This window comes from Afifella pfennigii DSM 17143 (genome assembly GCF_000688515.1).
GTDB classification, from domain to species: domain Bacteria; phylum Pseudomonadota; class Alphaproteobacteria; order Rhizobiales; family Afifellaceae; genus Afifella; species Afifella pfennigii.
In genome coordinates, this window is record NZ_JHZK01000023.1 from 1 (window position 1) to 26,329 (window position 26,329).

Sequence of the window (26,329 nt, forward strand, 5' to 3'; positions counted from 1 at the left end):
CTTGCCGGCCTCGAGGAACTCCTTCGACCAGCTGTAGTAGAGGCTCGTCGCAATGCCTTCGCGCCGGCACAGCTCCGCGATGCTCTCCTCGCCACGCAGGCCCTCGAGCACGATACGGATCTTCTCCTCCGCCGAATGATGCTTGCGCGTGCGCCGACGGATGTCTTTCACGACACGATCGGCCGGCAGCTTGGGCGTTCCGGGTTTCTGTCTCATCTCCACTCCTTGGCGGTTACGATGAGCCAGAAACCCTCCTTTACGAAATCACCTCAGATGGCCCATGGGCGCTGATCCCGGACATGCGCGGAAGTGCAGTCCGGCGCTGTTGAACGTATGTACCGCCGCAATCATCGCCTCGCGGGCTTTGACCAGCAGTTCATCCCCTTGCAGATGAAGGCCGGTCACTGGATCAACATTCGGCCACGCTTCCAAAAAGGCATCCAGTTCGGCCTCGGATGCTGCTTTTATGGCTTTGTGCTTCGTCCCGTCCCGAATTTCGGATATGCGGGCATGGTTGATGGAGCGGGTCGGTCGGGAAAAATAGGCTTGGATGTCTTGCGGAACATACTTCTTCGCGAGCATCGCCTTAACGAGCGCTACTTCCCACTTCTCAAGAGTATTTCCTGGTCGTCGTGCCAAGCCCCCTCCGCCTGAATCTATCGCCCAAAAGCGCTTCGTCTTGTCGGATTGGGCCCGGATTCGATGGTAACGTCAATCTCAATGACATAGTCTTCCACCACAGGCTCTTCGATATCTGCCAGCACCGCTTTGCGGCTGCGTGGTTCCGGCAGGGTTCGACCGTCGGTTTCCATGCCATTGAGGTGGGTGGCTATCGCGTCCGGCAGGTTGGCTTTCGCTTCTTCGATCGTATCGCCGGTCGTGAACATGGCGCCAAGATCGGGGACCGTGGCGACATAGGCCGAATTCTTTTCCTTTATGATGACGGCGACATAGCGCCGGGTTGATGCATCCATTTTCGTTCCTCCTTTTCGATTTGTTTATCGTGATCGTTCCCTGCCGCGATCATTAGACCGCCTCTGATTTCTACGCCGCGCTTCGGCCAGCTCCGCCTGCATACGGGCGCGCCGCTCCTCTCGGCTATCCAACTGGACGCCAGAACACTAGGCAAGGGCTTTGGCGTCATGATTGCCGGCACCTGGTACTGGTACGAGCATTGGTTTGACAAGGTGCTGGAGAAGTTGGCCGAAGGCTGGAGCCGCCCCTGACTAAAACTGAATTGAAATACCTATGCCATCTACGAAGCAAGTAACTGACCCCTTCTTTCGATATGCAGCTCGAACGCCTTTCAACATTGCGCCCGAACGTGGCGAGGAACTTGCGGAGGCGATTTTCGGATCAGGTAAATGGGACCTGCGGCCAAGCAAAACAGCAGCGAATTTCTATGCAGTGCCTGCCGACAAAGCGATCTATCTTTCGTACGCGGGGCTCGCGAGCCTGTGGTGCATCGCTTACGCCGCCTTTCATGTCGCAGACATCAGTTCGCGAGCGCAAAGAGCGCCAAGACAAGCCGGGGAGGCCGAGATCAATATCGCGGACGAGTGTGCGGCCCGAAAAGTTCCCGAACATATCGCCTATGCTAACGCGCTTTACCGAGCAGATCAGGATTGGCCAGACGACCTTCCGCCGCCGCCCATTTCCCCTGAGTTTGATACGCCAGAAGGTCGAGTAAACAATGTTTTCTTTGGCGCCCTCAGCTGGATCATCCTCCACGAGGTTGCCCACATTCACCACGGTGATGTGAAATTTCTTCCCCAAGACCTGCTCGTGAAGCAGGAATACCGTGCCGATGACTTCGCCACCCGATGGATTCTCGACAGGGCGGGAAACGGTCTACAGCGCGAATTTCGCGTCCTAATGATCGTGGTCGCCCTGACCTGGTTATTTTTGTTTGAGCAAACGGTAGGGGCCGGAAATGACCATCCCGCCACCATCCTACGATTCCGCGAGGCCGCGGATTTGTTTCAGACGGGAACCCGAAGCGTAGGAATTGAGAACGCAGGATATGTCCTAAAGGCCCTGCTCGACCCTGCCACGCCGGCCCCACAGTTCGATACGTCAAAGGAAGTTTTCGACTGGGTTAGCAGTCGGCTAGAAGTCCTGTTTCCCGCGACATGAGCTGTTGACAGCGGAAGGTCGCTGGAAATTCATATAGCTACTGCAATGACATAGCCGTTCTCAGTTTCATCCTCTCCGGCGCGCCAGTTTCCGTCGGTCCATTCCGGTCTTATGAGCGCGGGTCCATGTCAACGACATGGGCGGTCGCCGCGCTCAGGGGCCTCGCTCAGCGGGTCCCGCTCGGTGGCCGCACTTCACGGGCCTTTCTCAGGCGCCGCCCGCCTCCTGCCGCCGCGTTGGCTCGCCGGCTTCCACCCGCTCCGCGATCAAGACCGCCAGAAAGCGCGTCTGCTCGAAGCTCGACAGGACGATGACGACGATGGAGGTGAGGGGGATGGCGAGGATCGCCCCGGGAATGCCCCACATCGCCCCCCAGAGCGACAGCGCCACCAGAACCGCAAAGGGGCTGAGATTGAGCTGCCGGCCGATGAGGCGGGGCTCGATGAAATTGCCGACCAGGATTTGAGCCCCGGTCAGAAACACCAGAAGGACCAGCGTCGCGGTGAGCGAGCCGAACTGCGCCAGCGACAGGATCACCGGGAAGGCGACGCCGAGATAAGATCCCACATAGGGAATATAGTTCAGAACGGCGATGGTGATCGCCCAGAAGGCGGCGAAGTCGACGCCGGCTATCCACAAGATGGCGTAGGAGAGGATGCCAAGGATGATGTTGATCGTCGTCTTGACGGCGAGGTAGTCGCTGATGCGGCGGTTGATGTCCGTCAGGATTTGCAGCGTGCGCTTGGCCAGATCCTCGTTGGCGACCGCCGCGGCGACTTTCTTGGCGAAGGCCCCGCGCTCGCTCATCAGGAAGGCCGCATAGACGATGACCAGGAAAACCGAGGCGCCGATGGAGGTGAAGCCGCCGAGAATGGCGAGTGCGAGACGCTGCAGGTCGATGCGATCGACCGTCACCTTGCGGATCTCGTCCCAGATTTCCTGCGTCTCCAGATCGAACCTCGAGGCGATGTTGGCCACCAGCATATCGAGATTGGTCTGGTAGGTCGGCGCCACGACCGCGATCTCCTGCGCGGTGGAGGCGATGACGATGGCAAAAGCGATGATGACGACGGTGAAGCCCAAAAGGACGAGCAGGCGTAACAGGGAGGTGGGAAGACGCGAAAGGACCGGAAGGCGCCGCATGAATTCCGTTGCGGAAACCATCACATAGACGGAGATGACCGCCGTCACGATGGGCAGCAGGATCGGCCGCCCGACGACGAGCAGCCAGCCCAGGGTGGCGACGAGAACCACGGCGAGCACGAGGTTCAGGAATGGCAGGTTCTTCATGGCGGCAATCGTTCTGCGCCTTGCCCCATCACGTCAACCGACGGAGCCGGGCAAGCATGGCGCACCGCCCCGAAATCTCATGATGGCGGATGGTGTCAGGCGTTGTGGTGCGCTTCGTCCTTGGCGCGGTCGTGCGAGCGACGCAAGCGGAGCCCGAATTCGCGCCGCAGGCGATCGAGGCGCGCCAGCCAGTTCAGCCTGGCGGCCGAGACGCCGGGCCGCGTCGCCACCAGGATGTCGGCAAGCTGCAGGCGCTCGTCCCAGTAATGCTCGATCCAGCTTTCCGGTCGGCTGGCGGAATCGATGCGCGTCACGCCAAGGCCCGAACCGGCAGCCTCCACGATCGACATGGCGAGCAGGACGCCAGGGGAATATTTCGCATAAGCCTCGTCGTAGGCGATCTTGGGGGTCCAGAGCGTATCGCCCGATACGGCGATAACGGAGACGGCGATGGGACGCCCGTCCAGCGAAAGGCGGGCGCAGGCACCGCCGGTTGCGCCTGTCCCTCCCCGAAAGCCCTCGTAAAGAAGCGCCGTGGTGCTCGCCCTGCAGCCCATGGCGCTGCCCAGGCGGCCTTTCCAGCCCGCCTTCTCCACGGCCATGAAGGATTTGAGACCCTCCGTCACCTGCCGTTCGCCGCGCAGCAACTCGAACTTCACCGTGCCGCGTTTCTCCAGGTTTCGCCGTGCCTTGCGGAGCTTGTAGCGGCGCGTGCGGCTCATGGAGCGCGCCATGAAGGCGTCGATGTCCTCGCTCGGCGTCGCGATGGTGCGTGCGACCCGGCGAATCTCGCGCCAGGCCAGGCCGCGCTCCTCAAGAACGCTCCGCAAGGCGCGAAAGGCGGGCCCCTCGACATCGATCTCGTGGAGGTAGAGGGCGGACGCGCCGAACCGGTCCTCTCCCAGCGCATCCAGCAAGGAGCGCGCCGCGCGAATCTCGTCGCCGCGGGCAAGAAGCGGCGCGGAGCAATGTCCGTATTTGTTGCGCCAGCTATGATGAAGGGGAAGGGGGATGCCCCAATAGAAGAGGGGGCGGGTGAGCGGCATCAAGCCGATCAAGCGTCGCTCCGAGGCGTGGGCCTTCCATGAGCAGAGCAAGGTAACCTTCCCGCCCTCAGACTGGTTGCGCAGCGCCGCCTGGACGAAATCAGGGCCGTAGAAGTAGTTGGGCTCAGCGGCGCCATCGGCCAGTCGGCGCCAATCTTCTGCAATCTCACCGATGCTTGCCACCGATCGTCTCTCGGCGGTGACGGCGTAGGCCTCCTGTGCCTCTCCAGAGGCGTTGGCCTGGAGGGGCCGGCCGGCAAAGGAGGGACTATCGAGTGCCTTGTGTGTCGTCCAGAGCATCTCTCCCATTGAGAATGTGCCTTGGTGTGAAGCGGGTAAACTTCTCTTCCATTGCTTGAAGCCTATCAGCGGAGTTGAGCCAAACAAGTGGCTAATTCTTGGTTAATTCGCCGTGTTAAGCTCTTGATTGCATGTCGCCCGCCGTTTCCGCTAAGCAGCCGCTCCTTCGTCGGCCGGCCAACGAGACAGCGCCGCCGCCCGCTGGTGCCAGCGGGCGAGAGGTCGGCAAGGCTCAGTTGATGCGCTCCAGCGCTTCCAGCCGGGGCGGCTCGGGCACCCAGGCCGTGCCCTCGCGCATGCGCGAGGCGCCGAGGTCGAAAAGGCGCTGCATGTCCTGTCCCTTGAAGGACAGGGAATTGCCTTCCAGCTGCAGCTCGTCCGGAACATAGGACAGGCGGAACTTGCCGCGCGCCTGCCGGGTCGTGACGTAGCTTTGATAAAGCGTCTTGTAGATCGCCGTCTCGTACAGGGTGCGGATGGAGGAGCGCGCGATGGAGGCGATGTTCGGTTCCACCGGCTTGCCGTGATGGGTGAGCGAGATCTTGTTGTTGATGACGACGTAGACCTGAAGGTCCACCGGGCGCTTCGGCGAGGCACGTTTGGGCACTTCCAGCATGAAGTTGCGCACCAGGACGGGCGCCTTCACGCCGCCATCGACATGCATCACCCCGCCGCCTTGCTGCAGGGGAACGAAGACCGGCGGGAACAGTACCGGCACCGATGCGGAGGCCAGGAGGATGTTGGCGAAGCGCTCGCGGCGCTTTGCGTCCTTCACGCGGGCCACCTCGCCCATATCCCAGACAGCCAGACGTCCCCGATCCAGGTCGGTGGTGGCGACATAAAAGCGCCGACCCTTGTCGTGCTCGGCGACGACGCGGTCGAGAAAGCGGTCGTCGACGATATCGAGGATCTGGGCATGCAGCGGGTGATCGTCGGAAACGGAGGAGGCGAAGACACCCAGGAACGGGCGAAAGCGCAGGATGTCGCTGCGGCGGAACTGGGTGTAGACGTGCCGCAGGATCGGGTCGTATTCGGGCCCGGCGAAGGCGAGCGCGCCGGCGAGCGCGCCCGTCGACACGCCGGTGATGACGTCGAATTCGGGGCGGGTGCCGATCTCGCTCCAGGTGGTCAAAATCCCAGCCGTATAGGCACCGAAAGCGCCGCCGCCTGAAAGGGCGAGGATGATGTAGTCGGGCCGCCCGTCGCCATCGGAATCCTTCAGCGGATGGCCGGTTCGAAGCGCCGCTTCGATGCTGGCGGCGATATCGACGCCGGGGTTGCCATTGTCGTCGAACAGGCGGATCTGGCCTGGCTCTGCGTAGTCGAAGCTGTCGGGCGCGATAAGCTGGGGGCGCGTTGCGCAGGTGGCAAGGAAGGGCAGCATGAAGAGCAGGGCGAGCGCATGCAGACGCCGCGGGCGCGCCGGCGAGCTGGAGCAGGGCCCAGTCGGCTGCAAAGGCGACCGAGTGCCCCGTTCTCGTCGTCCCAGGCGATTGCGCTCACACATCGGCCAACCCGCTCATGCGGCGCCTTGTTGGCGATACGCGGCGCCGGCACGGGCGAGCTAGCCGGCCATGTGGAACTTGGTCAAGCATACGCCTTACGCCGCCTTCTCTCCGCTGGCAGCGCGGAGGATCGGCGAAAAGAATGAACAAACGCCGTAAGCGAGGCCGGGCCGGGCGCGGGGCTAGCCGGTGCGCTCCACCGACAGGACCGATCCGCTTTCGTTCACCAGGCAGACGGCCTGTGCGCCATCGGCATTGAGGGCGACGCGATAGGTGCCCGGCTCGGCCGGAGCGGAGCTGACCGGCAGGACCTTGGTGGTGTCGATCCCAAGCCGGTTGGCGGCCTCCGAGGCGCATAGGAGCTGTAGATCGGTCGGCGCCGTCTCGCCGCCGGCGCGGACCATCGGCCCGGCCGGCTCGGCGCTGTTGCCGCCGAAAGTCGAGCAGCCGCCCAGCGAGAGGATCGAGGTTGCCAGGAGCGCCCAGGCGGCAAAGCTTTCTGTGTGAGCCATGTTGTCTGCCTTCTTGCCGATCGATCTTGTGTCGCAGCTCAGATGCCGCGGTAGAGGGCGGCGCCTTGCATCAGGACCACCACCTTGGCGTCGATCTCCACGCGGTCATAGAGGTCGATGATGTCGTCGTTGTTGAGACGGATGCAGCCGGAGGAGATGTTGAGGCCGATCGACCAGGGCTCGGTGGTGCCGTGGATGCGGTAGATCGTGTCGCGACTGCCCTCGTAAAGATACATCGCGCGCGGGCCGAGCGGATTGTCCGGCCCGCCCGGCATGCCGTTCCTGTACTTGGCGGCCTTGGGATCGCGGGCCACCATCTCAGGCGGCGGCGTCCAGGTCGGCCATTCGGTCTTGCGGCCGACGCGCACGATACCGGCCCAGCCAAACCCCTCGCGCCCGACGCCGATGCCATAGCGGATGGCCTTGAAGCCCGGCTGGACGAGATAGAGGAAATGGCGGTTGCCATCGATGATGATCGTGCCGGGCTCTTCGGCCGTGCGGAAGTCGACGACCTGCCGGCGGAATTCGTCCGGAATGGAGCCGTGCGCCTGATAGTAGCGCATGGCGCGCTGCGGATCGTAGCTGACCCAGCGCCGCGTCTGCGGGTCGAAGATCTCCGAGCGGAAGGCTTGGGCAAGCGCGGCCCCGCCCGTCGCCAGAACCAGCGCCGTGACGACGAAGAGGCGCAGGGCGCGCCGATGCCCGCCGCCCTGACGTGCTCCGGCGACGGTCAGGCGGGGCCCGTCCGCTTGGCGTGGCTGTCGGCGCAAGACTTTCATTGCGTCCACTCCTCGATGCGTTTGCGGTTAGCTGCGATCCAGGCCTCGGCGACCTTGGCCGGCTCTGTCCTCTCCACCTCCACGGCATAGCTCATCTGCGTCGCATCCTGCGGCGTCAGGGTGATGCGCTCCAGGAAGGCGGCGATTTGGGGATGGGAGTCGGAAAGCGAGGCGGCATAGGCGATGTGGTAATGCGAGGCGTCCCAGGCGCTGCCGGCCTTGGATTTCGCCTGCCAGCTCGGATCGTCGGAGGCTGAGACCAGCGACCAGGTGGCGGGGTCGTGGGCCGGCTCGGCCAGGATGCGAATATCGTGCAGCTCGAAGACATGGTGCGGGCGGTAGCAATAGAAGACCACCGGCAGGCCTTGCGCGGCGGCGACGTCGATCGCGGCCATGGCCACCGCTTCCGGCCCCTCCAGGAGCGTCATGGTTTGATCGTAGCCATAGCTACGGGCGCGGACCTTCTCGATGCCGGTGGAGGACCAGCTCGGGGCGCCGATCCACATCTCGCCCTTGCCGTCGGCATTGGTGTCGAAGTGCTTGGCCATGGCCGGGTCGGCAAGGTCGGACACTTCGTCGATGCCGGTCGCTTGCGCGGTGGCGGCGGTGACGCAGACATTCTGCGCGGCGGCGACACCGTTCTCGCTCAGCCGCAGCGTGCCGTTGCGCCCGGCGTAACGGTCGACCGCGTCGTTGAGGTTCGGCAGCCATACCTCCGGGTGGATATGCATTTCCCCCTGGTCGATGCCGGCGAGGATGCCAAGCGTGCCGCGCTCCTCCAACTCGGCCTCCACCCCAAGCTCGGAGGTCAGAAGGGAGGCGATGATATTGGCCGTGACTTGCGCCGAGGGCCAGTGTGGAACGCCCACGACGACGTCGGCGGCACCTGCCGGTGCGGTGCCGGCCGCGAGCGCTGCGACGGCCAGAAAACGGCATGCATAGCGAGATAGGCGCATTCGTGTTGCTCCATCGACAATCACAGCTGTCGTTGCTTGGGCCGAAGGGATTCGGCGACCGCCGAGGTCGGGCGTTGATTCCGGTTCGCGAAGGTCGTCCGTCGCTCCGCCGGCGGGCCGGCGCGCATTCGGCGCGGCATCGTTCTGCGGCGAGAAACGGCTTGGCGCTTCATTTTCAAGGCCCCGGCACAGAATGGTGTCGCGGGCGTCACGGTATGCGCAGAACCTGGCCGGGGTAGATCTTGTCCGGATCGGACAGCATCGGACGGTTGGCCTCGAAAATCTCGGTGTAGCGAGCGCCGCTGCCGTAATGGACCTCGGCGATCTTCCACAAGGATTCGCCTTGCACCACGGTATGGAAGACAGGCTCGCGCGCCTGCGGCGCGGTGACCTCGGCCTCGACTTTGCCGATGCCTTCCACGTTTCCGGTGGCGAGGATGATCTTCTCCAGCGCTTCCTGACTGGAGGCGTTGCCGCGGATGATCGCCTTGTCACCCGTGACTTCGACTTGAATGTCCTCAGAGCCGAGATCGTAGCTGTCGATCTCCTTCTTCAGCGCTTCCGTTTTTTGCGCGTCATCGTCGCCGAAGCCGAGCTTGCGTCCCGCAGCCTTCACGAAGTCGAACAACTTCATTTTCCTTGCCTCCTATCAAAGATTTCCGGTCGTTGTCCGAAAGGCTCGGGCCTGTACCAGGCGGGGTGCAAACGTGACGACCGCTCCGCATCTCATCGATCTTCTCCGCAGCGACAAGCAGCCGAAGATTTCGTGTCGCCTTCGCAGCGCGCAATCTCCGGCGGGAGTTGATCGACAGAACTTTGATCTATTTGGCGCAAATGGTCGAGTTGTCCGTCAAATCTGGTGACCGGCCGCGCCCGACGCAGAAAGAGCGCATAGCCGGCGAGCCGGGCCGGCGCTATCCGTATTGCGAAAGCGCCTTTGTCCGGTTTGCGAATCCCGCGCATGCGAAAGGCCAGAATTTCGCAAGGATAAGTGTAGCAACGAAGGGTTGATAATACTTGTCGTCGGGCCGAACGCGGCCGGAGAGGCGGGCGGCCGACCCATCCCTCTCGTAGATCACTTGCAGGGCGCGCGCGCCAATTGGTATTTTTCCTTCCAAACCAACAGCTTTTTGATGTTCGCGGGGCCGGTGAACTTTCGCGCGCGGGCGGGCGAAAAGACGCCATCCGATACGCGGGTGGGCTTGTTCTTGCGGCAAATATTCGCGCAGGGATTGCGTCCGGAGGCGAGCTGAGCCATAGGCAATTGCGAGGATGCCCACCGTTTCAACGCCGCCCGTCTCTCTTCGAGGTTGCGCGCGCCCGCAACATGGCGCCGCCGCCGGCTCGTGCCATGTCCTGCACTTTGGAGCCTGCCGGGCCGGGTGGCGCCCACCATGCCGTGCGGTTGCGCCTGCCTGGCGGCTTCGGACGAGGCGAGGGGATGGGGCGCGCATATTACCGCTCGACAACGGCCAATTGAGGGAAGCTTGAGGAGATGCAGCAGCGCAAGCTCGGACCTTACACCGTCTCCGCCATCGGTCTTGGTTGCATGGGCCTTTCCCACGGCTACGGGATTGCGCCGGAGCGCAAGCGGGCGGAGCGTCTGCTCAACCGGGCCCTGGAGCGCGGCTATACCTTTCTCGATACCGCTGCGGTCTACGGCGCCGGCGCCAATGAGACACTTATCGGCGAAGTGCTCGGCAAAAGACGCGATGAATTCGTGCTGGCAACCAAATGCGGGCTTCGTCGCGACGGGGAGGGAAGGCGGGTCATCGACGGGCGGCCGACAAGCCTAAAACGCAGCTGCGAGGAGAGCCTGAAGCGGCTGAAGACGGAGGCGATCGACCTTTGCTACCTGCACCGTCTCGACAAGCGTGTGCCGATCGAGGATTCCGTCGGCGCGCTCGGCGAGCTGGTGGAGGCCGGCAAGGTCAAGAGCATCGGGCTTTCGGAGGTCTCCGTGCCGACGCTGATCAGGGCCCATGCGGTTCACCCCATCAGCGCCGTGCAGAGCGAATACTCGCTGTGGACGCGTAATCCGGAGATCGCCATGTTGGCGGCCTGCCGGCAGCTGGACATCACCTTCGTCGCCTTCGCGCCGCTCGGCCGGGCGTTTCTCACCGGCACGCTGCGCGACCCGACCCGCCTTGTCGACGACGATCTGCGCCGCACCATGCCGCGCTTCCGACCGGAGAATTTCTTCCTCAATCTGGACCTGGTCGACAGGCTCGTGGAGATCGCCGGAGACGTCGGCTGCAGCCCGGCCCAACTGGCGCTCGCCTGGCTTCTGGGCAAGGGCGACGACATCGTGCCGATCCCTGGAACCACCGACGAAGCGCATCTGGCGGAAAACGCCGCAGCGGTGGACTTGCAGGTGCCGCCCGGCACGTTCGCGCGGCTCGATCGTCTTATCAACGAGACGACGGTAGCGGGAGAGCGTTACGCACCCCATATCCAGATGCAGTTGGACACGGAGGAATTCGGCCCCCCACCCGTGCGTTTGTGATGGGGGCCGTGTATTTGCCGGACTTGTTGATTGTCTGACAATTTATTCGGTAGTATTCGGATCGTCGGCAAGCACTGGACTGGCAGCATGGGAGCAGGCATGGCCGCCGGGCCGCATGTCAGAACCGAGCGCGATGGCGCAGTATCCCGGCGGTCGGAGCAGGCTCTCGATCTCAACGGCTACGCGCCGGTCCATCTCATCAATATCGGCAACAAGATCGCCAGCGTGGCCTCCGCCTATTATCGGCCTCGCTTCGGCGTCGGCATCACCGATCTGCGCATCATGGCGCTGCTCGGCGGCCAGCCTTGGATCGCGCCGCGGCAGATCAGCGAGCTCACGAGTCTCGACAAGGGCGCCGTCAGTCGCGCCGTGCACAGCATGCGTCGGCGCGGGCTGGTGGAAGTGCGCTCCGGGGCCGGAGATCACCAGCGCCAAAGCGTCGCCCTGACCCCCCCGGGCTCGCGCTGCATGACGAGATCATGCCGGTATTGCGCGAGCGCGAGAAAGTCCTGCTGGAATGCCTGGAGGAGGCGCAACGCCGCTCGTTGATCGACCTTCTTGTGCGCCTGGAGGCGGCGCTGGAGGAAGACCTCGAAGTGCTGGACGAGTGAAGCTGCGGCGCATTTGATGTCGCGCGGTGCCGCTATCGGCCAATCGGGCCGGGCGCCGCTCCGGCACAAGCGCGATAGCGGGCTCTGATCCCGGCGGGCCAGAACGCATGCCCAAAGGGTGGTGGCCGGGCAAGCCAAGTCGCGGGAGATGCCGCCGATGTACCGTCTTCGCCTTTGGTCCGTGCGGCATGCCCGCGGCCTGGAGCGGCTCTACAAATGGGTGGAGGGCACCATGGTGGCTCTCGACCCCCTCTTCGCGCGCATCGGCTATGCGCGCGTGGAACGGCCCGTTGCGGTGCTGGAGAGCGGCGTGAAGGGACTTCTCTTCGATTGCGAGATGTGTGGCCAGTGCGTGCTTTCCTCCACCGGCATGTCCTGTCCGATGAACTGTCCGAAGCAGCTGCGCAACGGTCCGTGCGGCGGCGTGCGGCCGGGCGGCTTCTGCGAGGTCAAGCCGTGGATGCGCTGCGTCTGGGTGGACGCCTGGGACGGGGCGCAACGGATGCGCAACGGCGCCTGGATCAGCGAGGTGCTGCCGCCGGTCGACCGCTCCTTGAAGGGCTCGTCCTCCTGGCTGCGTGTCGCTCGCGAGAAGGCGGCGGAGCGGCGCCATAGCGAGACCAAGAGCCGGGCGAGGCGGATCGTCGCCAAGGCCTTCGCCGGCGCGCGGCGCAACGAGCCGGCCTCTGCGCCGCTGGCGGAGGAGCCGCCGAGCGCCGTCAACCGCGAGGCGCAGCCATGAGCGCCGATGCACAGGGACATCAGGCCGGGCTCAACGCCTACGAGGCCCCGCCGCCCGGCCATTCCTCCGGAAGCCGGCTGGAGCGCGTCCTGCGCCAGGGCCGGTTTGCCGTGACGGCTGAGCTCAACCCGCCGGACTCGGCCGATCCGGAGGATGTTTTCGAAGCCGCTCGCCCGCTGGCGGAAGTCGTCGACGCCATCAATGCCACCGATGCCTCCGGCGCCAATTGCCATATGTCGTCGATCGGCATCTGCTCGCTGCTGACGCGCGCCGGCTACGGCACGATCTATCAGATATCCTGCCGCGACCGGAACCGCATCGCCATCCAGGGCGACGCGCTCGGCGCGGCGGCGATGGGGGTGCGCAACGTCCTGTGCCTGACCGGGGACGGCGTGGGCGTCGGCGACCAGCCGGGCGCCAAGCCGGTCTTCGACCTTGATTCGGTGTCGCTGCTGCGGGCCCTGAAGACCATGCGCGACGAGGGCGTGTTCCTGTCCGGGCGCAAGATCACCCGCCCGCCGCCTCTGTTCCTCGGCGCGGCGGAAAATCCTTGCGTGACGCCGGTCGAATGGCGGCCGGATCGGCTGAAGAAGAAGATCGAGGCGGGGGCGGAGTACATCCAGACCAACTATATTTTCGACATGCCTCAGTTCGAGGCCTTCATGGCGCGGGTGCGCGATCTGGGGCTGCACGAAAAGGTCTTCATCCTGGCCGGCGTCGGCCCGCTCGCCTCGGCGCGGGCGGCGCGGTGGATGCGTTCCAACGTGCCGGGCATCCATATCCCCGAACACGTCATCGAGCGGCTGGAGAAGGCGGACAAGCCGGGCGAGGAGGGCAAGAGGCTGTGCGTCGAGCTCATCCAGCAGATCCGCGAGATCAAGGGCATCGCCGGCGTGCATGTGATGGCCTACCGGCGCGAGCATCAGGTCTCGGAGATCATCATGGAATCGGGCGTCTTGGCCGGGAGGCGGCCGGTGGCGCGGCGGCAGAGGGCGGCCGCGCCCGCCAAGGCCTGACGACCGCTCGCCGCCGGCAAGGGGCGGATCGAGACAGGCTCAATCGGCGAAAGGATTGCGGCGAAAGGATTGCGGCGAAAGGATCGCCATAAGCGGACATTCTGGATCCCGAGGCGCCCGCCGGTCCGGACCGGCGAGGGGCATGGGGGCTTGGGTCCGGGGCGATGGATTCGCCGCGACCGCCGGGCGCCTCAAGACCTCGCGAGGGTTTCGCGGCGGAGCTTGCCTCCGCCCATGTGCCATAGCGTGTCTTGAAGGCCGGCGGCTGTGCTATCGCGCACAAGACGGCCGGGCAGCCTGGGCGAGCGGGCGGCCAACCGCCCAGCCGCCATGACGCCCGGCGAACGAAAGGCGCGGCGTGTCGGTGCGAGCGGCCTTCAGGCCATATATGTGCGGTTCTCTTCGGTGAGGGCGGTGCGCAGCTTCTCCAGCGCCCGGCTCTCGATCTGGCGCACGCGCTCCTTGGAGATGCCGAGCTCCTGGCCGAGCGCTTCCAGCGTGGCGCCCTCGTCTTCCAGGCGGCGCCGCTTGACGATTTTCAATTCGCGCTCGTTGAGGACGCTGAGCGCCGAATAGAGCCAGCCCGACCAACGCTCCCCGTCGATATGCTCGCCGACGGTCTCGTCCTGCAGCGGCGCGTCGGAGGCGATGAAGTCCTGCCGGTCGGCGCTGGAGCCGTCGGATTCGATAATCGGCGCATTCAGCGAGGTGTCTGGGCCGGAAAGACGCGAATCCATGAGAGCGACGTCGGCGGTGGAGACGCCGATCGCCTGGGCGATCTGGTCGTAGAGCTCGGGCGCGTCGAGCGTTTCGGAGCCGCGCGACAGACGCGCCCGCAAGCGCCGCAGATTGAAGAAGAGGGATTTCTGCGCCGAGGAGGTGCCGCCGCGCACGATCGACCAATTGCGCAGGATGTGGTCCTGGATGGAGGCGCGAATCCACCAGGTGGCGTAGGTGGAGAAGCGCACCTCGCGCTCCGGCTCGAAGCGCGCGGCCGCCTCCAGAAGGCCGACATGGCCTTCCTGGATGAGGTCGTTCATCGACAGGCCGAAATGGCGAAAGCGCGCCGCGATGGAGATGACCAGCCGCATATGCGCCGAGGTCAGCCGGTGCAGCGCCTGCTGGTCTTTTCTTTCCTTCCAGGCGATCGCCAGGTCGCGTTCTTCGTCGCGTTCGAGGTAAGGCGCCTTCATGGCCGCCCTGACAATCTGGCGTCGTGAGATGTTGGAATCGCTCATGCCAACCTTCCCGCCTTTGACGTCCTTACGAGGCCATCCGTAGGAGGCTCGCGTTACCTTATAAGCCTTCTAAACACGGATGCGAACTCCAAATACACAAAAACCCGGCCAATGGCCGGGTTCCCGTGTTCACGAATGCGTTTACGTGATTGTGATGACTGGGCCGTCTTTCTGCCCATTCAGGCGCGGCTCAGGCAGCTTCCTCGCGCGGCTCCTCTTCCTCCTGCTGGGCGCGGCGGCGCTTAGGGCTTGCTTCGATCAGCTTTTCGATCTTGCGCTGCGCCTCGCTTTCGGAGGTCTTCTCTACCGCCGCGACCTCGCGCGCCATACGGTCGATGGCGGCCTCGTAGAGCTGGCGCTCCGAATAGGAGGGCTCGGGCTGCGCGTCGGAGCGGTAGAGGTCGCGGACCACTTCGGCGATGGAGATAAGATCGCCGGAATTGATCTTGGCCTCGTATTCCTGGGCGCGGCGGCTCCACATGGTGCGCTTGACGCGGGCGCGACCCTTGACGGTCTCCAGGGCCTTGGCGACGGTCGCCTCGTCGGCCAGCTTGCGCATGCCGACGGACGCGGCTTTGGCGACGGGAACGCGCAAGGTCATCTTGTCCTTGTCGAAGTCGATGACGAAGAGCTCGAGCTTCATGCCCGCCACTTCCTGCGTCTCCACATCCACGATGCGGCCGACGCCATGGGCCGGGTAAACGATGTTCTCGTTGGTGCGAAAGCCCTGGCGCTTCACCGTCTTCTTTGTTGTCATACGCGTGCGACTCCTGGGTTCAAGAAACGCAGTCCCGCCAAAGGCCTCAAATTGCCGACGGCGCGGTGCTGCACGGGAGGACCTTTCTGAAAAAGCGACAGACGCCGCTGCGTGGGGGCAGCGACCATTCCAGCCATCGCGGTTCCAAACCGGAAATTGCAGATCGGAACACTTTCCAAGTCCGATCTCAACTATTTAGCGCAAAACGCGCCCAAAATCAAGGATTTGTTGCACGCGCAAAGCCGCCGCCGCGGCAGCGTCAACTTCCGCGGCGGAACGCAAGAACAAGGCGAACAGCCCCGTGGCGACGAAATCAGTCGCCTTCGCCGGGCTCCGGAGAAAAGTACTTTTCGTACTTGTCCGCCTCTCCCTCGTGCTCTTTGGCATCGGAAGGGGGCTCGCGCTTGACCGTGATGTTCGGCCATTTCTCAGCATATTCGGCGTTCAGCGTCAGCCATTTCTCCAGCCCCGGCTCGGTATCGGGGCGGATCGCGTCGACGGGGCATTCAGGCTCGCAAACGCCGCAATCAATGCACTCGTCAGGATGGATGACGAGCATGGTCTCGCCTTCGTAGAAACAGTCGACCGGGCATACCTCGACGCAATCGGTATATTTGCATCGAATGCAGTTATCGGTCACCACGTAGGTCATACTCAGCTCCCGTCAGGCCTCGCGATGGCGGCCTAATGGCTTTTGCCGGCCGGCGCAAGAGCGGCAAAGCAGCGCCGTCGTCTTCGCCCCAAGCCGCTCTGTTTGAGGCGGTTTCGTCGTCACTCGTCCTGCCAGGCCTGCCGCTTCAGCGCGATCAGCTTACGCCGCTGGCGCGCATCAGGCCGGGCTTGCGGCCCGGCAGCCGGCGAGACCGCTTGCGGGGCGTCTCGGCTCTCCTTCGGCGTTACGTCCCGATAGAGCGTCTGCGCCAGTGCATAGCTGCCCCGCTTTTCTGCCATGGCTAGAAGCTCCACCACCTTCACCTGGCGCGGCAGGGCAAGCGTCAGCACGTCGCCGACCCGCACCTGGCGGGAGGGCTGGGTGACCTTGTCGCGGTTGAGGCGCACATGGCCGCCGCAAACGAGCTTCTGCGCTTGGGAGCGCGTGCGGGCGAAGCGGGCGTGCCACAGCCAGCGGTCGAGACGCTGTGTGCCGGTGGGAGCGTCGGCAGGTGGTGACATGTCACCCAGCTCCCGCTCCTCAGCTTTCGGAGGAGTCGAGCTTCTCCTTCAGCGCCGCCAGCGCCGCGAAGGGGCTGTCGGGATCGGCCTTCCTGTCGCGTTCCGGGCGCGCATTGTAGGTGCTGCGCGAGCCTTCCTGACCCGAATTCTTGCCGGCGCGCTTCTTGCCGCGAGGCCCGCCCTTGCCGTGACGCGCCTGGCCGTGGCGCGCCTCGCCGGGCTGGGGCCGGGCGCGCTTGGCGTCGGCGACGGGCCGTTCCCGGCGCGGGCCTTTGCCGGCCTTACCCTGCGCGGGCCGGCGCTCACGCCGTGCGACACCCTGATAGCGCCAGATCTCCAAAAAGGCGGGCTCGTCGGTCGGGTCCGTCTCGGAGGCCTGCTGAGGCTCCACCGCGAGGGCCGCCTTCTCATCGGGGCTCGCATCGGAGGCGGTTTGCGCGAGCGGGGAGGTGGCCGCGTCGGCGCTTGCGGAGGCGGCGATCTCCTGCTCGCCGCTCTCGGCCGTCTCGGCCGTCTCGCTGGCTTCGGCAGGCGTCTCTTCGGTTTTCGGTTCTGCCGCCAAGGCCTCGCCCGGCGCGATATCTTGCGCGGCGGGGCTGGCGGTCGTCTCGCTTGGCGATGTGGTCTCGCCCGCCGCCGCGTCCGTCACCGCCGCGTCCGTCGCCGGCTCTTCCGTCGCCGTCTCTCCCTTCGAAGTCTCGTCCTGTGTTCGTCCCTCCGTCGCCTCCGCAGAGCTCGTCTCGGTTGCCGCCGCGGGCGTGGCGGCCTCCGCTTCAGCTTCTGCGGGCGGCAAGGGCCGGCGCTCGACGCGATAGCCGAGGCCCTTCAGGATGATCGCCATGTCCTCGCCGGAGGCGCCGAGAAGCGAGGTCATCGCCGCGGTGACGGTGAAGCCGCCGCCTTCGGCAATCGCGCCCGGCGGGGGCTCGCTCGCCTGGTCGGGCTTGTAGGTGAGGGCGGGGCGGATAAGGTCGGCGAGCCGCTCCAGGATGTCGATGCGCACGGCGCGGCGGCCGAAGATGCGGTAGCCGAAGCGGCGGTAGATGTCGGCGTCGATCGCGGTGTCGATATCGACCGAGGTGCGCCCGGAGGCGGAGACGGAGGCGACTTCGGAGATGCCCTCGCGGTCGTCGCGGCCGGCATTGACGGCCTCCAACTCGGCCAGCAAACCGGCGGGCGCGGGCTTCAGAAGACTGGGCAGGTAGATATGGTAGGCGCCGAAGCGCACCCCGTGCCGGCGCAGACCGGCGCGCTCGTCCTGGTCGAGCGAGCGCACCTCCTCCAGAACGTCGCGCCGGTCGAGGATGCCGAGGCTCTCGCGCAGCCGGTAGGCGAGGCCGCGCGTCAGCCCGGCGAGGCTTTCGTCGGCCTCAAGGTCGAGAAGCGGCTTCAGATGCGTGGCGACCTGGTGGTTCAACCACGCGGAAAGGCGCGCCTCCACCCTCTCGCGCGCCGCGGCGGTGAGCTGCTCGTCGGCCAAGAGGATGAGGCGCGGCTTCAGCGCGTCGCCCTGGCCGGTGAGGCGGGCCACCGGCTCGCCATGCCAGCGGATGGTGCCGCCGGAGGCAAGCAGGAAGGCTTGATCCTCAGAGCGGGCGAGCCGTTCGGCGCGTTCCGCCACGGCCGTCGACAGCGCCTTGGCGGCGGCCGCCCGTACCGTCTTGGCATCGGAGCCTTCCGCCTTGGCGTCGGGGGTGAAGCGAAAGCCGATAAGCGTGCCGACATGCTCGCCCTCGACCAGGACGTCGCCTGACGGGGTGATGTCCGCCTCAAGCATGGTATTCTCCTTCAGCCGGCGCATGAGAACGCTGGTTCGGCGATCGACAAAGCGTTTTGTTAGCTTCTCGTGAAGTGCGTCAGAAAGCCTATCCTCAACTCGGCGCGTCTCGCCACGCCAATGTTGCGGATCGGCAAGCCAGTCCGACTGGTTGGCCACGAAGGTCCAGGTGCGGATTTCGGCGATGCGCGCGGAAAGCGTGTCGATCTCGCCGTCAATGCGATCGGCGCGGTTCACATGGGGCGCGATCCAGTCGGCCGGCACCGCGCCGTCCTCCATCACGTGCCGGAAGATGGAGCCGATGAGCTCGGCATGCTGGGCCGGGGCGATGCGGCGGTAATCGGGAAGGCGGCAGATGTCCCACAGGCGCTCCACCGCCTGCGGGCTCGTCAGACGCTCGGCGATCTCCTCGTCGCGCTGCAGCAGCTCGAAGGCGACCTGATCGGCGGCCGGGGGCGCCTTGGTCAGAAGCGGATGTTGCGGCGCCTCCTCCAACGAGGCGCGCAAGGCGGCGGGGGAGGAGAAATCCAGCCCGTCATTGCGCCATTGCAGCACGCGTACCGGCTCGAAGCGGTGCGATTCCAGCGCCTCCACCAGGGCGTTGTCGAACGGCGCGACGGAGGCGGTGACGCCGAAGGTGCCGTCGCGCATATGCCGGCCGGCGCGTCCGGCGATCTGGCCGAGCTCGGCGGCGGTCAGCGGGCGGTGCTGATAGCCGTCGAATTTGCGGTCGGAGGCGAAGGCCACGTGATCGACATCGAGGTTGAGGCCCATGCCGATGGCATCCGTTGCCACCAGGAAATCGACGTCGCCCGACTGATAGAGCTCCACCTGACGGTTGCGGGTGCGCGGCGACAGCGCGCCGAGAACGGCGGCGACGCCGCCGCGCTGGCGGCGAATGAGCTCGCCGATGGCGTAGACCTCGTCGGCGGAGAAGGCGACGATGGCGGAGCGCTCCGGCAGCCGGGTCAGCTTCTTCTGCCCCCCATAGGCCAGCACCGACATGCGCGGCCGGGTGACGACATGCACACCCGGCAACAGGCCCTCAATGACGCCGCGCATGGTGGAGGCGCCCAGAAGCAGCGTCTCCTGGGTGCCGCGCATCGTCAAAAGCCGATCGGTGAAGATATGGCCGCGCTCCAGATCGGCGGCGAGCTGCACCTCGTCGATCGCCACGAAGGCCGCATCGGTGTCCTGCGGCATGGCTTCCACGGTGGAGACCCAGTAGCGCGGGTTCACCGGCAGGATCTTCTCCTCGCCGGTGATCAGCGCCACCTGGTCGGCGCCGGCCCTGGCAGCGACGCGCCCATAGACCTCGCGCGCCAGGAGCCTGAGCGGCAGGCCGATGACGCCGCTTTCGTGGCCGAGCATGCGCTCAATGGCGAGATGCGTCTTGCCGGTATTGGTGGGGCCTAGCACCGCGGTGACGTTGCGGGCGTTCCAGCGACGCGGATTTCCGAAACTGGCGTTCATGAAAGGGCGGCAGATGGGTATGGATCACAGGGCAGAAGGAAGACTGCTCTTGCTTGACTCAGTTCGCCTTGTGCGACTCGAACGACTCTCGAACAAAGGCAGACCGAATCGGCGACCTGGTACGATTCAGGATTCGTTCCAACGGCATAGACTTCATGCTCGCGCTTTCCTTTTCTAGGCAAGTGACACGGGGCCGTCCAGCGTGCAAGGCATTAGCAAACCGATAATGTCGTTTGCCGCCTCGATCCCGGTCGCCGTCAACACTTGGCCGATTTGCCGAACGAATCGTCGACGAATCGGCAGAGGCATGATGTTCCGTCTTCGTTCATGGCGTATATAGGCACGTCAGGGTGTCTCTCGCTAGATATGGTGGGCCCGCGCCGCGCAGCACGAAGCCTGCCCGGAATAATCCGGCAGGCGGGTTAATCTCTCCGTGTCATATCGGCACATTCGCCGCGCTCAATTGAGATAAAGGCGCTCAAGCTCCGCCTCGATCAGACCGAATTCGGTTGGAACCTGGGCTCGCACCGGAATGGCGACGCCGAGCCGCTCGATCGGCGCCAGCCAGACTTCCATCCCCGTATTGGCCGCCATCTCGCGGACGGTTTTCTTCTGCGAACGATGGCCGGCGATCGGCGCGTAGCGCACCTGGCAGACGACGGCAGGGCCGGAGTAGTTCTTGTTACCGCCGGAGAAGCGCTCCTGACGCAGATATTGCAAGGACAGGTCGAAGCGCTGCTGGTCCTCGAAGATCGGCGCGTGATGCTCGCACAGCGCCGGGCCGGAACGGCCGCCGAGCGGCATGACCAGGGCGGTGAGGGGATCGAGAACGCCCTGCCGATCCTGCGCACGCAGGGGAACGCGATCGGGATATTCCTTCTCCGGCTTGGATCCTTCGCGGTGGTGGTCGGTGACGCGTCCGCCGGCAAAGCTGAGGCGGACGCTCTCGTCGTCGTCGTCCTCGCGCCAGCGGCGCCAGTAATTGCGTGCCTCCGGCTCGCCGCCGTTCATGACGCCGTCGGCATTGAAGACGATGCGGGCATCGCTGAAGATGCGCGAAAGGCCGGTCGCCTTCGCCTGGCCGTCGGCTCTGTAGGCGCCCTCCTCGATGTGCAGGTTGGCGAGCACCTCGCCGAAGCGGATCCCCATGAGGGTGGCGCCGTAGCGCGCTGTCAGGCTTGCGGCTTCGGCGCTCGCCGAAAGGAAGGGCAACGCCAGCGCGGCGACGAGAGCGAGGGCTGGCAGAGGCAAGAATATCTTCGTCATCGTCGTCCCGGCGGTTGGCGCGGCATCCTTGGCCAAGAAAGCCGGCCATTTGGTGACTGGGCTCTCGCCCGCGGGCCAATTGCGGCCGGCCGTCCTCGGCGGTGGATCGCCTTGTGCGGCCCTGTGGCTGAACGGCGCCTGAACCCGGTGGCGAAGGGCGGCTTTTCGTGCCGTCTTAGCGCCCGCTGCCGCTTGACCCTGCAAGCGCCAATCCCTATAGGAGCGCTTTCGGAATGCGGGCCTTTCGTGCCGCTGACGCCGCTTGAGCCAAGACAAGCGCGACCGGCCGGCCCAACCAACCAGAGACGCAAGAGGTTTCCCATGGCGCGCCGCTGCGAGCTGACCGGCAAGGCCGTCCTGACCGGCAACAATGTGAGCCACGCCAACAACAAGACACGGCGGCGGTTCCTGCCCAATCTGTGCAATGTCTCGCTGCTCAGCGATACGCTGGGACGGCCGGTGCGCCTGCGCGTCTCCGCGGCCGCGCTCAGAAGCGTGGAGCATCGCGGCGGGCTCGACGCCTTTCTCGCCAAGGCGCGCGAGGACGAATTGTCCCCGAAGGCGCGGCTTTTGAAGCGCGAGATCGCCAAGAAGGCGGGCGAAGGCGAGAGCGCGGCCGCCTGAACGGCCGAGCATGCCGCAGCTTTCGCGCCGCACGGGCTTTCTTCTCGGCATCGCCGCCATGGCGGCGGTGGTGGTGGCGTCGAACATCCTCGTCCAGTTCCCGGTGCACCTTAAGGTCGGCGCGCTCAACCTCGCCGACCTTCTGACCTATGGCGCCTTTACCTATCCGCTCGCCTTTCTGGTCAACGACATGACCAACCGCGCGTTCGGCCCCGCCGCGGCGCGCAAGGTGGTGCTGGTCGGCTTCGCGCTCGCCGTCATCCTGTCGGTGCTGTTGGCGAGCCCGCGCATCGCGGTCGCTTCCGGCTCGGCCTTCCTGCTCGCCCAGCTTCTCGATGTCGGCATCTTCCACCGCCTGCGCGCCGGGAGCTGGTGGCGCGCGCCCGCCCTTTCCAGCCTCGTCGGCTCGGCGCTCGACACGGTGGTGTTCTTCTCGCTCGCCTTCGCGGTTTCCTTCAGCGTGCTCGGGCCGAACGACGCCTTCGCCATCGAGGCCGCCCCGCTTCTGGGCGTCTTCGCGCTGGAGGTGCCGCGCTGGGTCTCCTGGGCGCTCGGCGATTTTTCGGTCAAGCTCCTGGTCGCGGCCCTGGCGCTGATACCCTACGGCTTTTTGGTGCGCCTCGTTACGCCCTGGCAGCCTTCGCGCGCAGCGGCGAGATAGCCGCTCTGCGCCTTAAGCGGCGTGGCGGCCGCGGCCCTCGCGCGAGCGCGTCACGCTGCCGGCTTCGAAGAGCTCGGCGAGCTTTTCCGTCATCGCCCCGGCAAGCTCCTCCGCATCGACGATGGTGACGGCGCGCTTGTAATAGCGCGTCACGTCATGGCCGATGCCGATCGCCAGAAGCTCCACCGGCGAGCGGTTCTCGATATCGGCGATGACATGGCGCAGATGCTTTTCCAGATAATTGCCGGAATTGACCGAGAGGGTGGAATCGTCGACCGGCGCGCCGTCGGAGATGACCATCAGGATGCGGCGCTGCTCCGGCCGGGCGAGAAGGCGGCGATGCGCCCAATCGAGCGCCTCGCCGTCGATATTCTCCTTCAAAAGCCCCTCGCGCATCATCAGGCCGAGATTGCGCCGGGCACGCCGCCAGGGCGCGTCGGCGCTCTTATAGATGATATGGCGCAAATCGTTGAGGCGCCCGGGATGCGCCGGCTTGCCGGCGCGCAGCCAATCCTCGCGGGACTGCCCGCCCTTCCAGGCCCTGGTGGTGAAGCCGAGAATCTCCACGCGCACGCCGCAGCGCTCCAGGGTGCGGGCGAGAACGTCGGCGCAGACGGCCGCCACGGTGATCGGACGGCCGCGCATGGAGCCGGAATTGTCGAGAAGCAGGGTCACGACCGTGTCGCGGAATTCGGTGTCGCGCTCCTGCTTGAAGGAAAGCGGCGCGAAGGGGTCGGTGACGACGCGCGACAGGCGCGCCGGGTCGAGGAGCCCCTCTTCCAGATCGAAATCCCAGGCGCGGTTCTGCTGGGCGAGAAGCCGGCGCTGCAGGCGGTTGGCGAGCCGGGCGACGGCGCCGGCGAGATTGACGAGTTGCTTGTCCAGATAGGAGCGAAGCCGGTCGAGTTCCTCCGGCGGGCAAAGCTCGTGGGCGGCGATTTCCTCGTCGTGGCCGGTGGTGAAGACGCGGTAGTCGCTGACGGGAGCGTTGCGCCCGTCGAAGGCGGGACGGCGGGCATCTGCTTGAGGATCGGTCTCGGCCGCATCCTCGCTGTCGATCATCTCCTCGGCGCTTTGGTCGGCCTCTTCGCTCTCTCCGGTCTCCTCCTCCTCGCCGGAGAGCTCGCTCTCCTGCGGCTGGGAGGCGGCCTCCTCCTCGTCCTCCGCCTCGCCGCGAGCGGCGTCGCTGGTATCGGCCGCCTCGCCGCTATCGTCCTGTGAATCCTCCTCGTCGCTTTCGGCGTCCTGGCCGGCCTCGCTGCCCATATCGAGCGAGGCTAGGAGATCATGCACCGCCTTGGCGAAGGCGGCCTGGTCGTCGATCTTGTCCGACAGGCTGTCGAGCTCGGCGGCGGAACGCTCCTCCACGTAGTCGCGCCATAGCTCCACGACCTTTTCCGCGCTTTTGGGCGGCGCCTGGCCGGTCAGGCGCTCGCGCATCAACAGCGCCAGCGCGTCCTCCAGCGGTGCATCGGCGCGCTCGCGGATATCCTCGTAATGGCCGCGATGGAACTTGTCCTCCAGCATGGCGGCGAGGTTCGTCTTGACGCCGGACATGCGCTGGGCGCCGATCGCCTCGCAGCGCGCCTGCTCCACCGCGTCGAAGATGGCGCGCGCCTGCTGGCCCTGCGGGGCGGCGCGGCGATGCGCCTTGGCGTCGTGGCAGGCAAGGCGCAGCGCCATGGCGTCGGCGAGGCCGCGGGTGACGGCGACGTCCTCGGGGCTCATGCGCCGCGCAGGTTCCGGCAGGCGCACGCGCTGGCCGACAAGCTGCGGCCGGTCGGAGGCGAAGACGACCTCCAATTCGCGCTGATTGGCGACCGCCTTCAAACAGGCGGTCAGGGCGCGCTTGAAGGGCTCGGTCGGCGATTCCTTGTGCCGTCCGCCGCTCATTGGGGCCTCAGCTCAGAACCACGTTGGCCGCCGATTCCGGCAGCTCGCGGCCGAAGCAGCGCTGATAGAACTCCGCCACCAGCGGCTGTTCCAGCTCGTCGCATTTGTTGAGGAAGGTGACGCGGAAGGAAAAGGCGAGATCCTCGAAAATCTCAGCATTCTCCGCCCAGGTGATGACCGTGCGCGGGCTCATCACGGTGGACAGATCGCCGTTCATGAAGGCGTTGCGGGTCATGTCGGCGATGCGGACCATGCGGCTGACCTGCTCGCGGCCCTCCTTGGTGCGCAGCTGCGGCACCTTGGCGAGGACGATGTCGACCTCGTTGTCGTGCGGCAGATAATTCAGCGTGGTGACGATCGACCAGCGGTCCATCTGGCCCTGGTTGATCTGCTGGGTGCCGTGATAGAGGCCCGACGTGTCGCCGAGGCCGACGGTGTTGGCCGTGGCGAAAAGGCGGAAGGCCGGATGCGGGCGGATGACCCTGTTCTGGTCGAGAAGCGTCAGGCGCCCGGAGACCTCCAGAACGCGCTGGATGACGAACATCACATCCGGGCGGCCGGCATCGTATTCGTCGAAGACGAGGGCGGTGTTGGTCTGGATGGCCCAGGGCAGGATGCCGTCGCGGAATTCCGTCACCTGCATGCCGTCCTTGATGACGATGGCGTCCTTGCCGACGAGATCGATGCGCGAGATGTGGCTGTCCAGATTGACGCGCACGCAGGGCCAGTTGAGGCGGGCCGCCACCTGCTCGATATGGGTCGACTTGCCGGTGCCGTGATAGCCGGTGACCATGACGCGCCGGTTCTTGGCGAAGCCGGCGAGGATGGCGAGCGTCGTCTCCCGGTCGAAGAGATAATCCTCGTCAAGATCGGGCACATGCGGGTCCGATTGCGAGAAAGCAGGCACTTCAAGGTCGGAATCGATGCCGAAAACCTGCCTCACCGAGACGGTCATATCCGGCAATTGGGGCGCCTGCTCGACGGCTTCCTGCATCACGAATTCCCTTTCGGCGGCGCCTTGCGCCGCCCTTCCTGCGGTGGTTGCGGCCGGACTTAGCAGAAACCGACGCTCTTTAGATAGGAGTAGGCCTGGATGACCTCCCGGAGCTTATCCTCCAGCGAGCGGTCGCCGCCATTGGCGTCGGGATGATGACGTTTCACCAGCGTCTTATATCTCGCCTTTACTTCGTCAGGCCCCGCCGTGTCGTCAAGGCCCAGCGTTGCCAGCGATTTTCTTTCCATGTTGCGCACCGTGCGGCGGGGCTCCTCGGGCGGGCGGGCGCGGAAGCCCTCGCCGAAGAGGTCGAACGGATCGTCCGCCTTGCCCGTCCAGCCGAACTTGCTGCGGCCGGTGGGGCGCTGGGTCTCGCCGTCGCGGGCGTTGGAGCCCATGCGCCAGGTCGGGCGATGACCGACGATGTCCGCCTTCTGGAAGGACTGGATGGCGCTGTCGTCGAGCCCGGCGAAGTAGTTATAGGCCTTGTTGTAGGCGCGCACATGCTCCAGGCAGAACCAGAAATACTCCCCTTCCGCCTCCCGGCCCTTGGGGGCGCGGTGGGGGGCCGGCTCCTGGCAGCCGTCGGCCTCGCAGATGCGCGTTTGCGGCGCGGCGGCGGGCCTTGTGCCCTTACGCGTCCTGATCTTGTCGAAAAGGTCCGATTCGAGCTTCATGATGAGACATATATGCCTGTCACGGTTCAGCCTCTCAAGCCGAACCAATCCAATGCCAGCTAGAATGCAAAACGGGTGAGACCATGACGATGCGCGAGCGGATGGAAACGAAACTCAAAGAGGCCTTCGTGCCGGAGGAACTCACCGTGACCGACGAATCGCATCTGCATGCCGGCCATGCCGGGGCGCATCCTGACGGGGAGAGCCATTTCCGCATCCACATCGTGTCGGAGGCCTTCGCCGGCAAGAGCCGGGTTCAGCGCCACCGCATGGTCAACGAGCTCTTGGCGGAGGAACTCAAGGAACGCGTCCACGCGCTCGCCCTGCGGGCGGCCGCGCCTGGAGAGGCGACCCGCGCCCCGCGCAATCCCTGAGGTGGCGGGCGGCGATCGCCCAT

General features: G+C 65.4%; 28 protein-coding genes. 8 read left to right on the forward strand and 20 right to left on the reverse strand.

Annotated elements, in window-relative coordinates; genetic code table 11:
* The 3 genes from Q331_RS0114510 to Q331_RS23510 all read right to left on the reverse strand — a co-directional run.
* Positions 1-216 (reverse strand): transposase (locus Q331_RS0114510; RefSeq protein ID WP_026381275.1); only part of this gene is annotated, 216 nt, incomplete at its 3' end.
* Positions 217-264: 48 nt separating this feature from the next.
* Positions 265-639, reverse strand: a complete 375-nt coding sequence (locus Q331_RS23505) for a hypothetical protein (RefSeq protein WP_245615668.1) — start codon at positions 637-639, stop codon at positions 265-267.
* Positions 640-656: 17 nt separating this feature from the next.
* Positions 657-974, reverse strand: a complete 318-nt coding sequence (locus Q331_RS23510; RefSeq protein WP_084175072.1) for a type II toxin-antitoxin system HicB family antitoxin — start codon at positions 972-974, stop codon at positions 657-659.
* Positions 975-1,248: 274 nt separating this feature from the next.
* On the opposite strand from Q331_RS23510, the gene Q331_RS0114520 reads away from it, so the two are divergent.
* On the forward strand, positions 1,249-2,136 hold the full coding sequence (locus tag Q331_RS0114520; protein ID WP_084175073.1) for a phage exclusion protein Lit family protein: 888 nt from the start codon (positions 1,249-1,251) through the stop codon (positions 2,134-2,136).
* Between the two features lie 207 nt (positions 2,137-2,343).
* On the opposite strand, the gene Q331_RS0114525 is transcribed toward Q331_RS0114520, so the two are convergent.
* The 8 genes from Q331_RS0114525 to Q331_RS23775 form a co-directional block, all read right to left on the reverse strand.
* Entirely contained in the window at positions 2,344-3,426 is a 1,083-nt protein-coding gene (locus Q331_RS0114525; protein WP_034492407.1) for an AI-2E family transporter, read from the reverse strand.
* A gap of 95 nt (positions 3,427-3,521) precedes the next feature.
* A complete protein-coding gene (locus Q331_RS0114530; RefSeq protein ID WP_026381278.1) occupies positions 3,522-4,781 on the reverse strand; it encodes a GNAT family N-acetyltransferase in 1,260 nt (419 codons plus the stop codon).
* Positions 4,782-5,004: 223 nt separating this feature from the next.
* Positions 5,005-6,228, reverse strand: coding sequence for a patatin-like phospholipase family protein (locus Q331_RS23140; protein WP_051631195.1), 1,224 nt, complete (start codon positions 6,226-6,228; stop codon positions 5,005-5,007).
* A 231-nt stretch (positions 6,229-6,459) separates the two neighbouring features.
* Positions 6,460-6,789 carry a hypothetical protein gene (locus tag Q331_RS0114540; RefSeq protein ID WP_051631196.1) on the reverse strand — a complete coding sequence of 110 codons (330 nt, stop codon included), beginning with the start codon at positions 6,787-6,789 and terminating at the stop codon, positions 6,460-6,462.
* Positions 6,790-6,827: 38 nt separating this feature from the next.
* Positions 6,828-7,568 carry a L,D-transpeptidase gene (locus tag Q331_RS0114545; RefSeq protein WP_026381280.1) on the reverse strand — a complete coding sequence of 247 codons (741 nt, stop codon included), beginning with the start codon at positions 7,566-7,568 and terminating at the stop codon, positions 6,828-6,830.
* Positions 7,565-8,524, reverse strand: a complete 960-nt coding sequence (locus tag Q331_RS0114550; protein WP_026381281.1) for an ABC transporter substrate-binding protein — start codon at positions 8,522-8,524, stop codon at positions 7,565-7,567. Before Q331_RS0114550 ends, Q331_RS0114545 begins: the two co-directional genes overlap by 4 nt.
* Positions 8,525-8,732: 208 nt before the next feature.
* Positions 8,733-9,158 (reverse strand): peptidoglycan-binding protein LysM, encoded by a 426-nt coding sequence (gene lysM / locus Q331_RS0114555; protein WP_026381282.1) that lies wholly within the window; start codon positions 9,156-9,158, stop codon positions 8,733-8,735.
* A 441-nt stretch (positions 9,159-9,599) separates the two neighbouring features.
* Positions 9,600-9,920, reverse strand: a complete 321-nt coding sequence (locus Q331_RS23775) for a hypothetical protein (RefSeq protein WP_156953371.1) — start codon at positions 9,918-9,920, stop codon at positions 9,600-9,602.
* 99 nt (positions 9,921-10,019) lie between these two features.
* Here Q331_RS23775 and Q331_RS0114565 point away from each other — a divergent pair, with 99 nt between their 5' ends.
* The 4 genes from Q331_RS0114565 (at position 10,020) to Q331_RS0114580 (ending at position 13,399) form a co-directional block, all read left to right on the forward strand.
* Positions 10,020-11,030 carry an aldo/keto reductase gene (locus Q331_RS0114565; protein WP_026381284.1) on the forward strand — a complete coding sequence of 337 codons (1,011 nt, stop codon included), beginning with the start codon at positions 10,020-10,022 and terminating at the stop codon, positions 11,028-11,030.
* A 309-nt stretch (positions 11,031-11,339) separates the two neighbouring features.
* Positions 11,340-11,579, forward strand: coding sequence for a MarR family transcriptional regulator (locus Q331_RS24420; RefSeq protein WP_407637783.1), 240 nt, complete (start codon positions 11,340-11,342; stop codon positions 11,577-11,579).
* Between the two features lie 219 nt (positions 11,580-11,798).
* On the forward strand, positions 11,799-12,383 hold the full coding sequence (locus Q331_RS21845) for a methylenetetrahydrofolate reductase C-terminal domain-containing protein (protein ID WP_034492446.1): 585 nt from the start codon (positions 11,799-11,801) through the stop codon (positions 12,381-12,383).
* On the forward strand, positions 12,380-13,399 hold the full coding sequence (locus tag Q331_RS0114580; protein ID WP_026381285.1) for a methylenetetrahydrofolate reductase: 1,020 nt from the start codon (positions 12,380-12,382) through the stop codon (positions 13,397-13,399). Before Q331_RS21845 ends, Q331_RS0114580 begins: the two co-directional genes overlap by 4 nt.
* 377 nt (positions 13,400-13,776) lie before the next feature.
* Here the strand turns inward: Q331_RS0114580 and Q331_RS0114585 are convergent, their stop codons facing one another.
* From Q331_RS0114585 to Q331_RS23145, 6 genes are all read right to left on the reverse strand, one after another.
* Positions 13,777-14,637, reverse strand: coding sequence for an RNA polymerase factor sigma-32 (locus Q331_RS0114585; RefSeq protein WP_026381286.1), 861 nt, complete (start codon positions 14,635-14,637; stop codon positions 13,777-13,779).
* Positions 14,638-14,827: 190 nt separating this feature from the next.
* Positions 14,828-15,394 (reverse strand): CarD family transcriptional regulator, encoded by a 567-nt coding sequence (locus tag Q331_RS0114590; protein WP_026381287.1) that lies wholly within the window; start codon positions 15,392-15,394, stop codon positions 14,828-14,830.
* Between the two features lie 313 nt (positions 15,395-15,707).
* Complete coding sequence (fdxA, locus tag Q331_RS0114595; RefSeq protein ID WP_026381288.1) at positions 15,708-16,046, reverse strand: ferredoxin FdxA; 339 nt, start codon at positions 16,044-16,046, stop codon at positions 15,708-15,710.
* A 119-nt stretch (positions 16,047-16,165) separates the two neighbouring features.
* Positions 16,166-16,567 (reverse strand): RNA-binding S4 domain-containing protein, encoded by a 402-nt coding sequence (locus Q331_RS0114600; RefSeq protein ID WP_026381289.1) that lies wholly within the window; start codon positions 16,565-16,567, stop codon positions 16,166-16,168.
* A gap of 19 nt (positions 16,568-16,586) precedes the next feature.
* Positions 16,587-19,817 (reverse strand): helicase-related protein, encoded by a 3,231-nt coding sequence (locus tag Q331_RS0114605; protein WP_026381290.1) that lies wholly within the window; start codon positions 19,815-19,817, stop codon positions 16,587-16,589.
* Positions 19,818-20,276: 459 nt separating this feature from the next.
* The gene (locus Q331_RS23145) at positions 20,277-21,068 is read right to left on the reverse strand and encodes a DUF3108 domain-containing protein (RefSeq protein WP_169738518.1); all 792 of its coding nucleotides are present in this window, start codon (positions 21,066-21,068) and stop codon (positions 20,277-20,279) included.
* 336 nt (positions 21,069-21,404) lie between these two features.
* On the opposite strand from Q331_RS23145, the gene rpmB reads away from it, so the two are divergent.
* Together rpmB and Q331_RS0114620 are read left to right on the forward strand one after the other, a co-directional pair.
* Positions 21,405-21,707, forward strand: a complete 303-nt coding sequence (rpmB, locus tag Q331_RS0114615; protein ID WP_026381291.1) for a 50S ribosomal protein L28 — start codon at positions 21,405-21,407, stop codon at positions 21,705-21,707.
* A gap of 10 nt (positions 21,708-21,717) precedes the next feature.
* Entirely contained in the window at positions 21,718-22,368 is a 651-nt protein-coding gene (locus Q331_RS0114620; protein WP_026381292.1) for a queuosine precursor transporter, read from the forward strand.
* Between the two features lie 12 nt (positions 22,369-22,380).
* Here Q331_RS0114620 and cobT read toward each other — a convergent pair whose 3' ends face one another.
* From cobT to Q331_RS0114635, 3 genes are read right to left on the reverse strand one after another with little or no spacing between them, the layout of a single operon-like run.
* Positions 22,381-24,261, reverse strand: coding sequence for a cobaltochelatase subunit CobT (gene cobT, locus Q331_RS0114625; RefSeq protein WP_026381293.1), 1,881 nt, complete (start codon positions 24,259-24,261; stop codon positions 22,381-22,383).
* Between the two features lie 7 nt (positions 24,262-24,268).
* Positions 24,269-25,255 carry a cobaltochelatase subunit CobS gene (gene cobS / locus Q331_RS0114630; protein ID WP_026381294.1) on the reverse strand — a complete coding sequence of 329 codons (987 nt, stop codon included), beginning with the start codon at positions 25,253-25,255 and terminating at the stop codon, positions 24,269-24,271.
* A 59-nt stretch (positions 25,256-25,314) separates the two neighbouring features.
* Entirely contained in the window at positions 25,315-25,932 is a 618-nt protein-coding gene (locus tag Q331_RS0114635; RefSeq protein WP_034492410.1) for a J domain-containing protein, read from the reverse strand.
* 101 nt (positions 25,933-26,033) lie between these two features.
* Between Q331_RS0114635 and Q331_RS0114640 the strand changes: the two genes are divergently transcribed.
* Positions 26,034-26,306, forward strand: coding sequence for a BolA family protein (locus tag Q331_RS0114640; protein WP_407637782.1), 273 nt, complete (start codon positions 26,034-26,036; stop codon positions 26,304-26,306).
* The last annotated feature ends 23 nt before the right edge of the window (positions 26,307-26,329 follow it).

What these genes read in the sequence shown, in the direction of transcription:
- Q331_RS0114540 (WP_051631196.1), bottom strand. Translation starts at nt 6,789, where the DNA reads ATGGCTCACACAGAAAGCTTTGCCGCCTGGGCGCTCCTGGCAACCTCG.
- Q331_RS0114565 (WP_026381284.1), top strand. Translation starts at nt 10,020, where the DNA reads ATGCAGCAGCGCAAGCTCGGACCTTACACCGTCTCCGCCATCGGTCTT.
- Q331_RS0114545 (WP_026381280.1), bottom strand. Translation starts at nt 7,568, where the DNA reads ATGAAAGTCTTGCGCCGACAGCCACGCCAAGCGGACGGGCCCCGCCTG.
- Q331_RS0114590 (WP_026381287.1), bottom strand. Translation starts at nt 15,394, where the DNA reads ATGACAACAAAGAAGACGGTGAAGCGCCAGGGCTTTCGCACCAACGAG.
- lysM (WP_026381282.1), bottom strand. Translation starts at nt 9,158, where the DNA reads ATGAAGTTGTTCGACTTCGTGAAGGCTGCGGGACGCAAGCTCGGCTTC.
- Q331_RS0114530 (WP_026381278.1), bottom strand. Translation starts at nt 4,781, where the DNA reads ATGGGAGAGATGCTCTGGACGACACACAAGGCACTCGATAGTCCCTCC.
- rpmB (WP_026381291.1), top strand. Translation starts at nt 21,405, where the DNA reads ATGGCGCGCCGCTGCGAGCTGACCGGCAAGGCCGTCCTGACCGGCAAC.
- Q331_RS23510 (WP_084175072.1), bottom strand. Translation starts at nt 974, where the DNA reads ATGGATGCATCAACCCGGCGCTATGTCGCCGTCATCATAAAGGAAAAG.
- Q331_RS0114585 (WP_026381286.1), bottom strand. Translation starts at nt 14,637, where the DNA reads ATGAGCGATTCCAACATCTCACGACGCCAGATTGTCAGGGCGGCCATG.
- Q331_RS0114640 (WP_407637782.1), top strand. Translation starts at nt 26,034, where the DNA reads ATGGAAACGAAACTCAAAGAGGCCTTCGTGCCGGAGGAACTCACCGTG.
- Q331_RS0114520 (WP_084175073.1), top strand. Translation starts at nt 1,249, where the DNA reads ATGCCATCTACGAAGCAAGTAACTGACCCCTTCTTTCGATATGCAGCT.
- Q331_RS0114635 (WP_034492410.1), bottom strand. Translation starts at nt 25,932, where the DNA reads ATGAAGCTCGAATCGGACCTTTTCGACAAGATCAGGACGCGTAAGGGC.
- Q331_RS0114580 (WP_026381285.1), top strand. Translation starts at nt 12,380, where the DNA reads ATGAGCGCCGATGCACAGGGACATCAGGCCGGGCTCAACGCCTACGAG.
- Q331_RS23775 (WP_156953371.1), bottom strand. Translation starts at nt 9,920, where the DNA reads ATGGTGGGCGCCACCCGGCCCGGCAGGCTCCAAAGTGCAGGACATGGC.
- Q331_RS0114550 (WP_026381281.1), bottom strand. Translation starts at nt 8,524, where the DNA reads ATGCGCCTATCTCGCTATGCATGCCGTTTTCTGGCCGTCGCAGCGCTC.
- fdxA (WP_026381288.1), bottom strand. Translation starts at nt 16,046, where the DNA reads ATGACCTACGTGGTGACCGATAACTGCATTCGATGCAAATATACCGAT.
- Q331_RS0114525 (WP_034492407.1), bottom strand. Translation starts at nt 3,426, where the DNA reads ATGAAGAACCTGCCATTCCTGAACCTCGTGCTCGCCGTGGTTCTCGTC.
- Q331_RS0114620 (WP_026381292.1), top strand. Translation starts at nt 21,718, where the DNA reads ATGCCGCAGCTTTCGCGCCGCACGGGCTTTCTTCTCGGCATCGCCGCC.
- cobS (WP_026381294.1), bottom strand. Translation starts at nt 25,255, where the DNA reads ATGCAGGAAGCCGTCGAGCAGGCGCCCCAATTGCCGGATATGACCGTC.
- Q331_RS0114600 (WP_026381289.1), bottom strand. Translation starts at nt 16,567, where the DNA reads ATGTCACCACCTGCCGACGCTCCCACCGGCACACAGCGTCTCGACCGC.
- Q331_RS21845 (WP_034492446.1), top strand. Translation starts at nt 11,799, where the DNA reads ATGTACCGTCTTCGCCTTTGGTCCGTGCGGCATGCCCGCGGCCTGGAG.
- Q331_RS0114605 (WP_026381290.1), bottom strand. Translation starts at nt 19,817, where the DNA reads ATGAACGCCAGTTTCGGAAATCCGCGTCGCTGGAACGCCCGCAACGTC.
- cobT (WP_026381293.1), bottom strand. Translation starts at nt 24,261, where the DNA reads ATGAGCGGCGGACGGCACAAGGAATCGCCGACCGAGCCCTTCAAGCGC.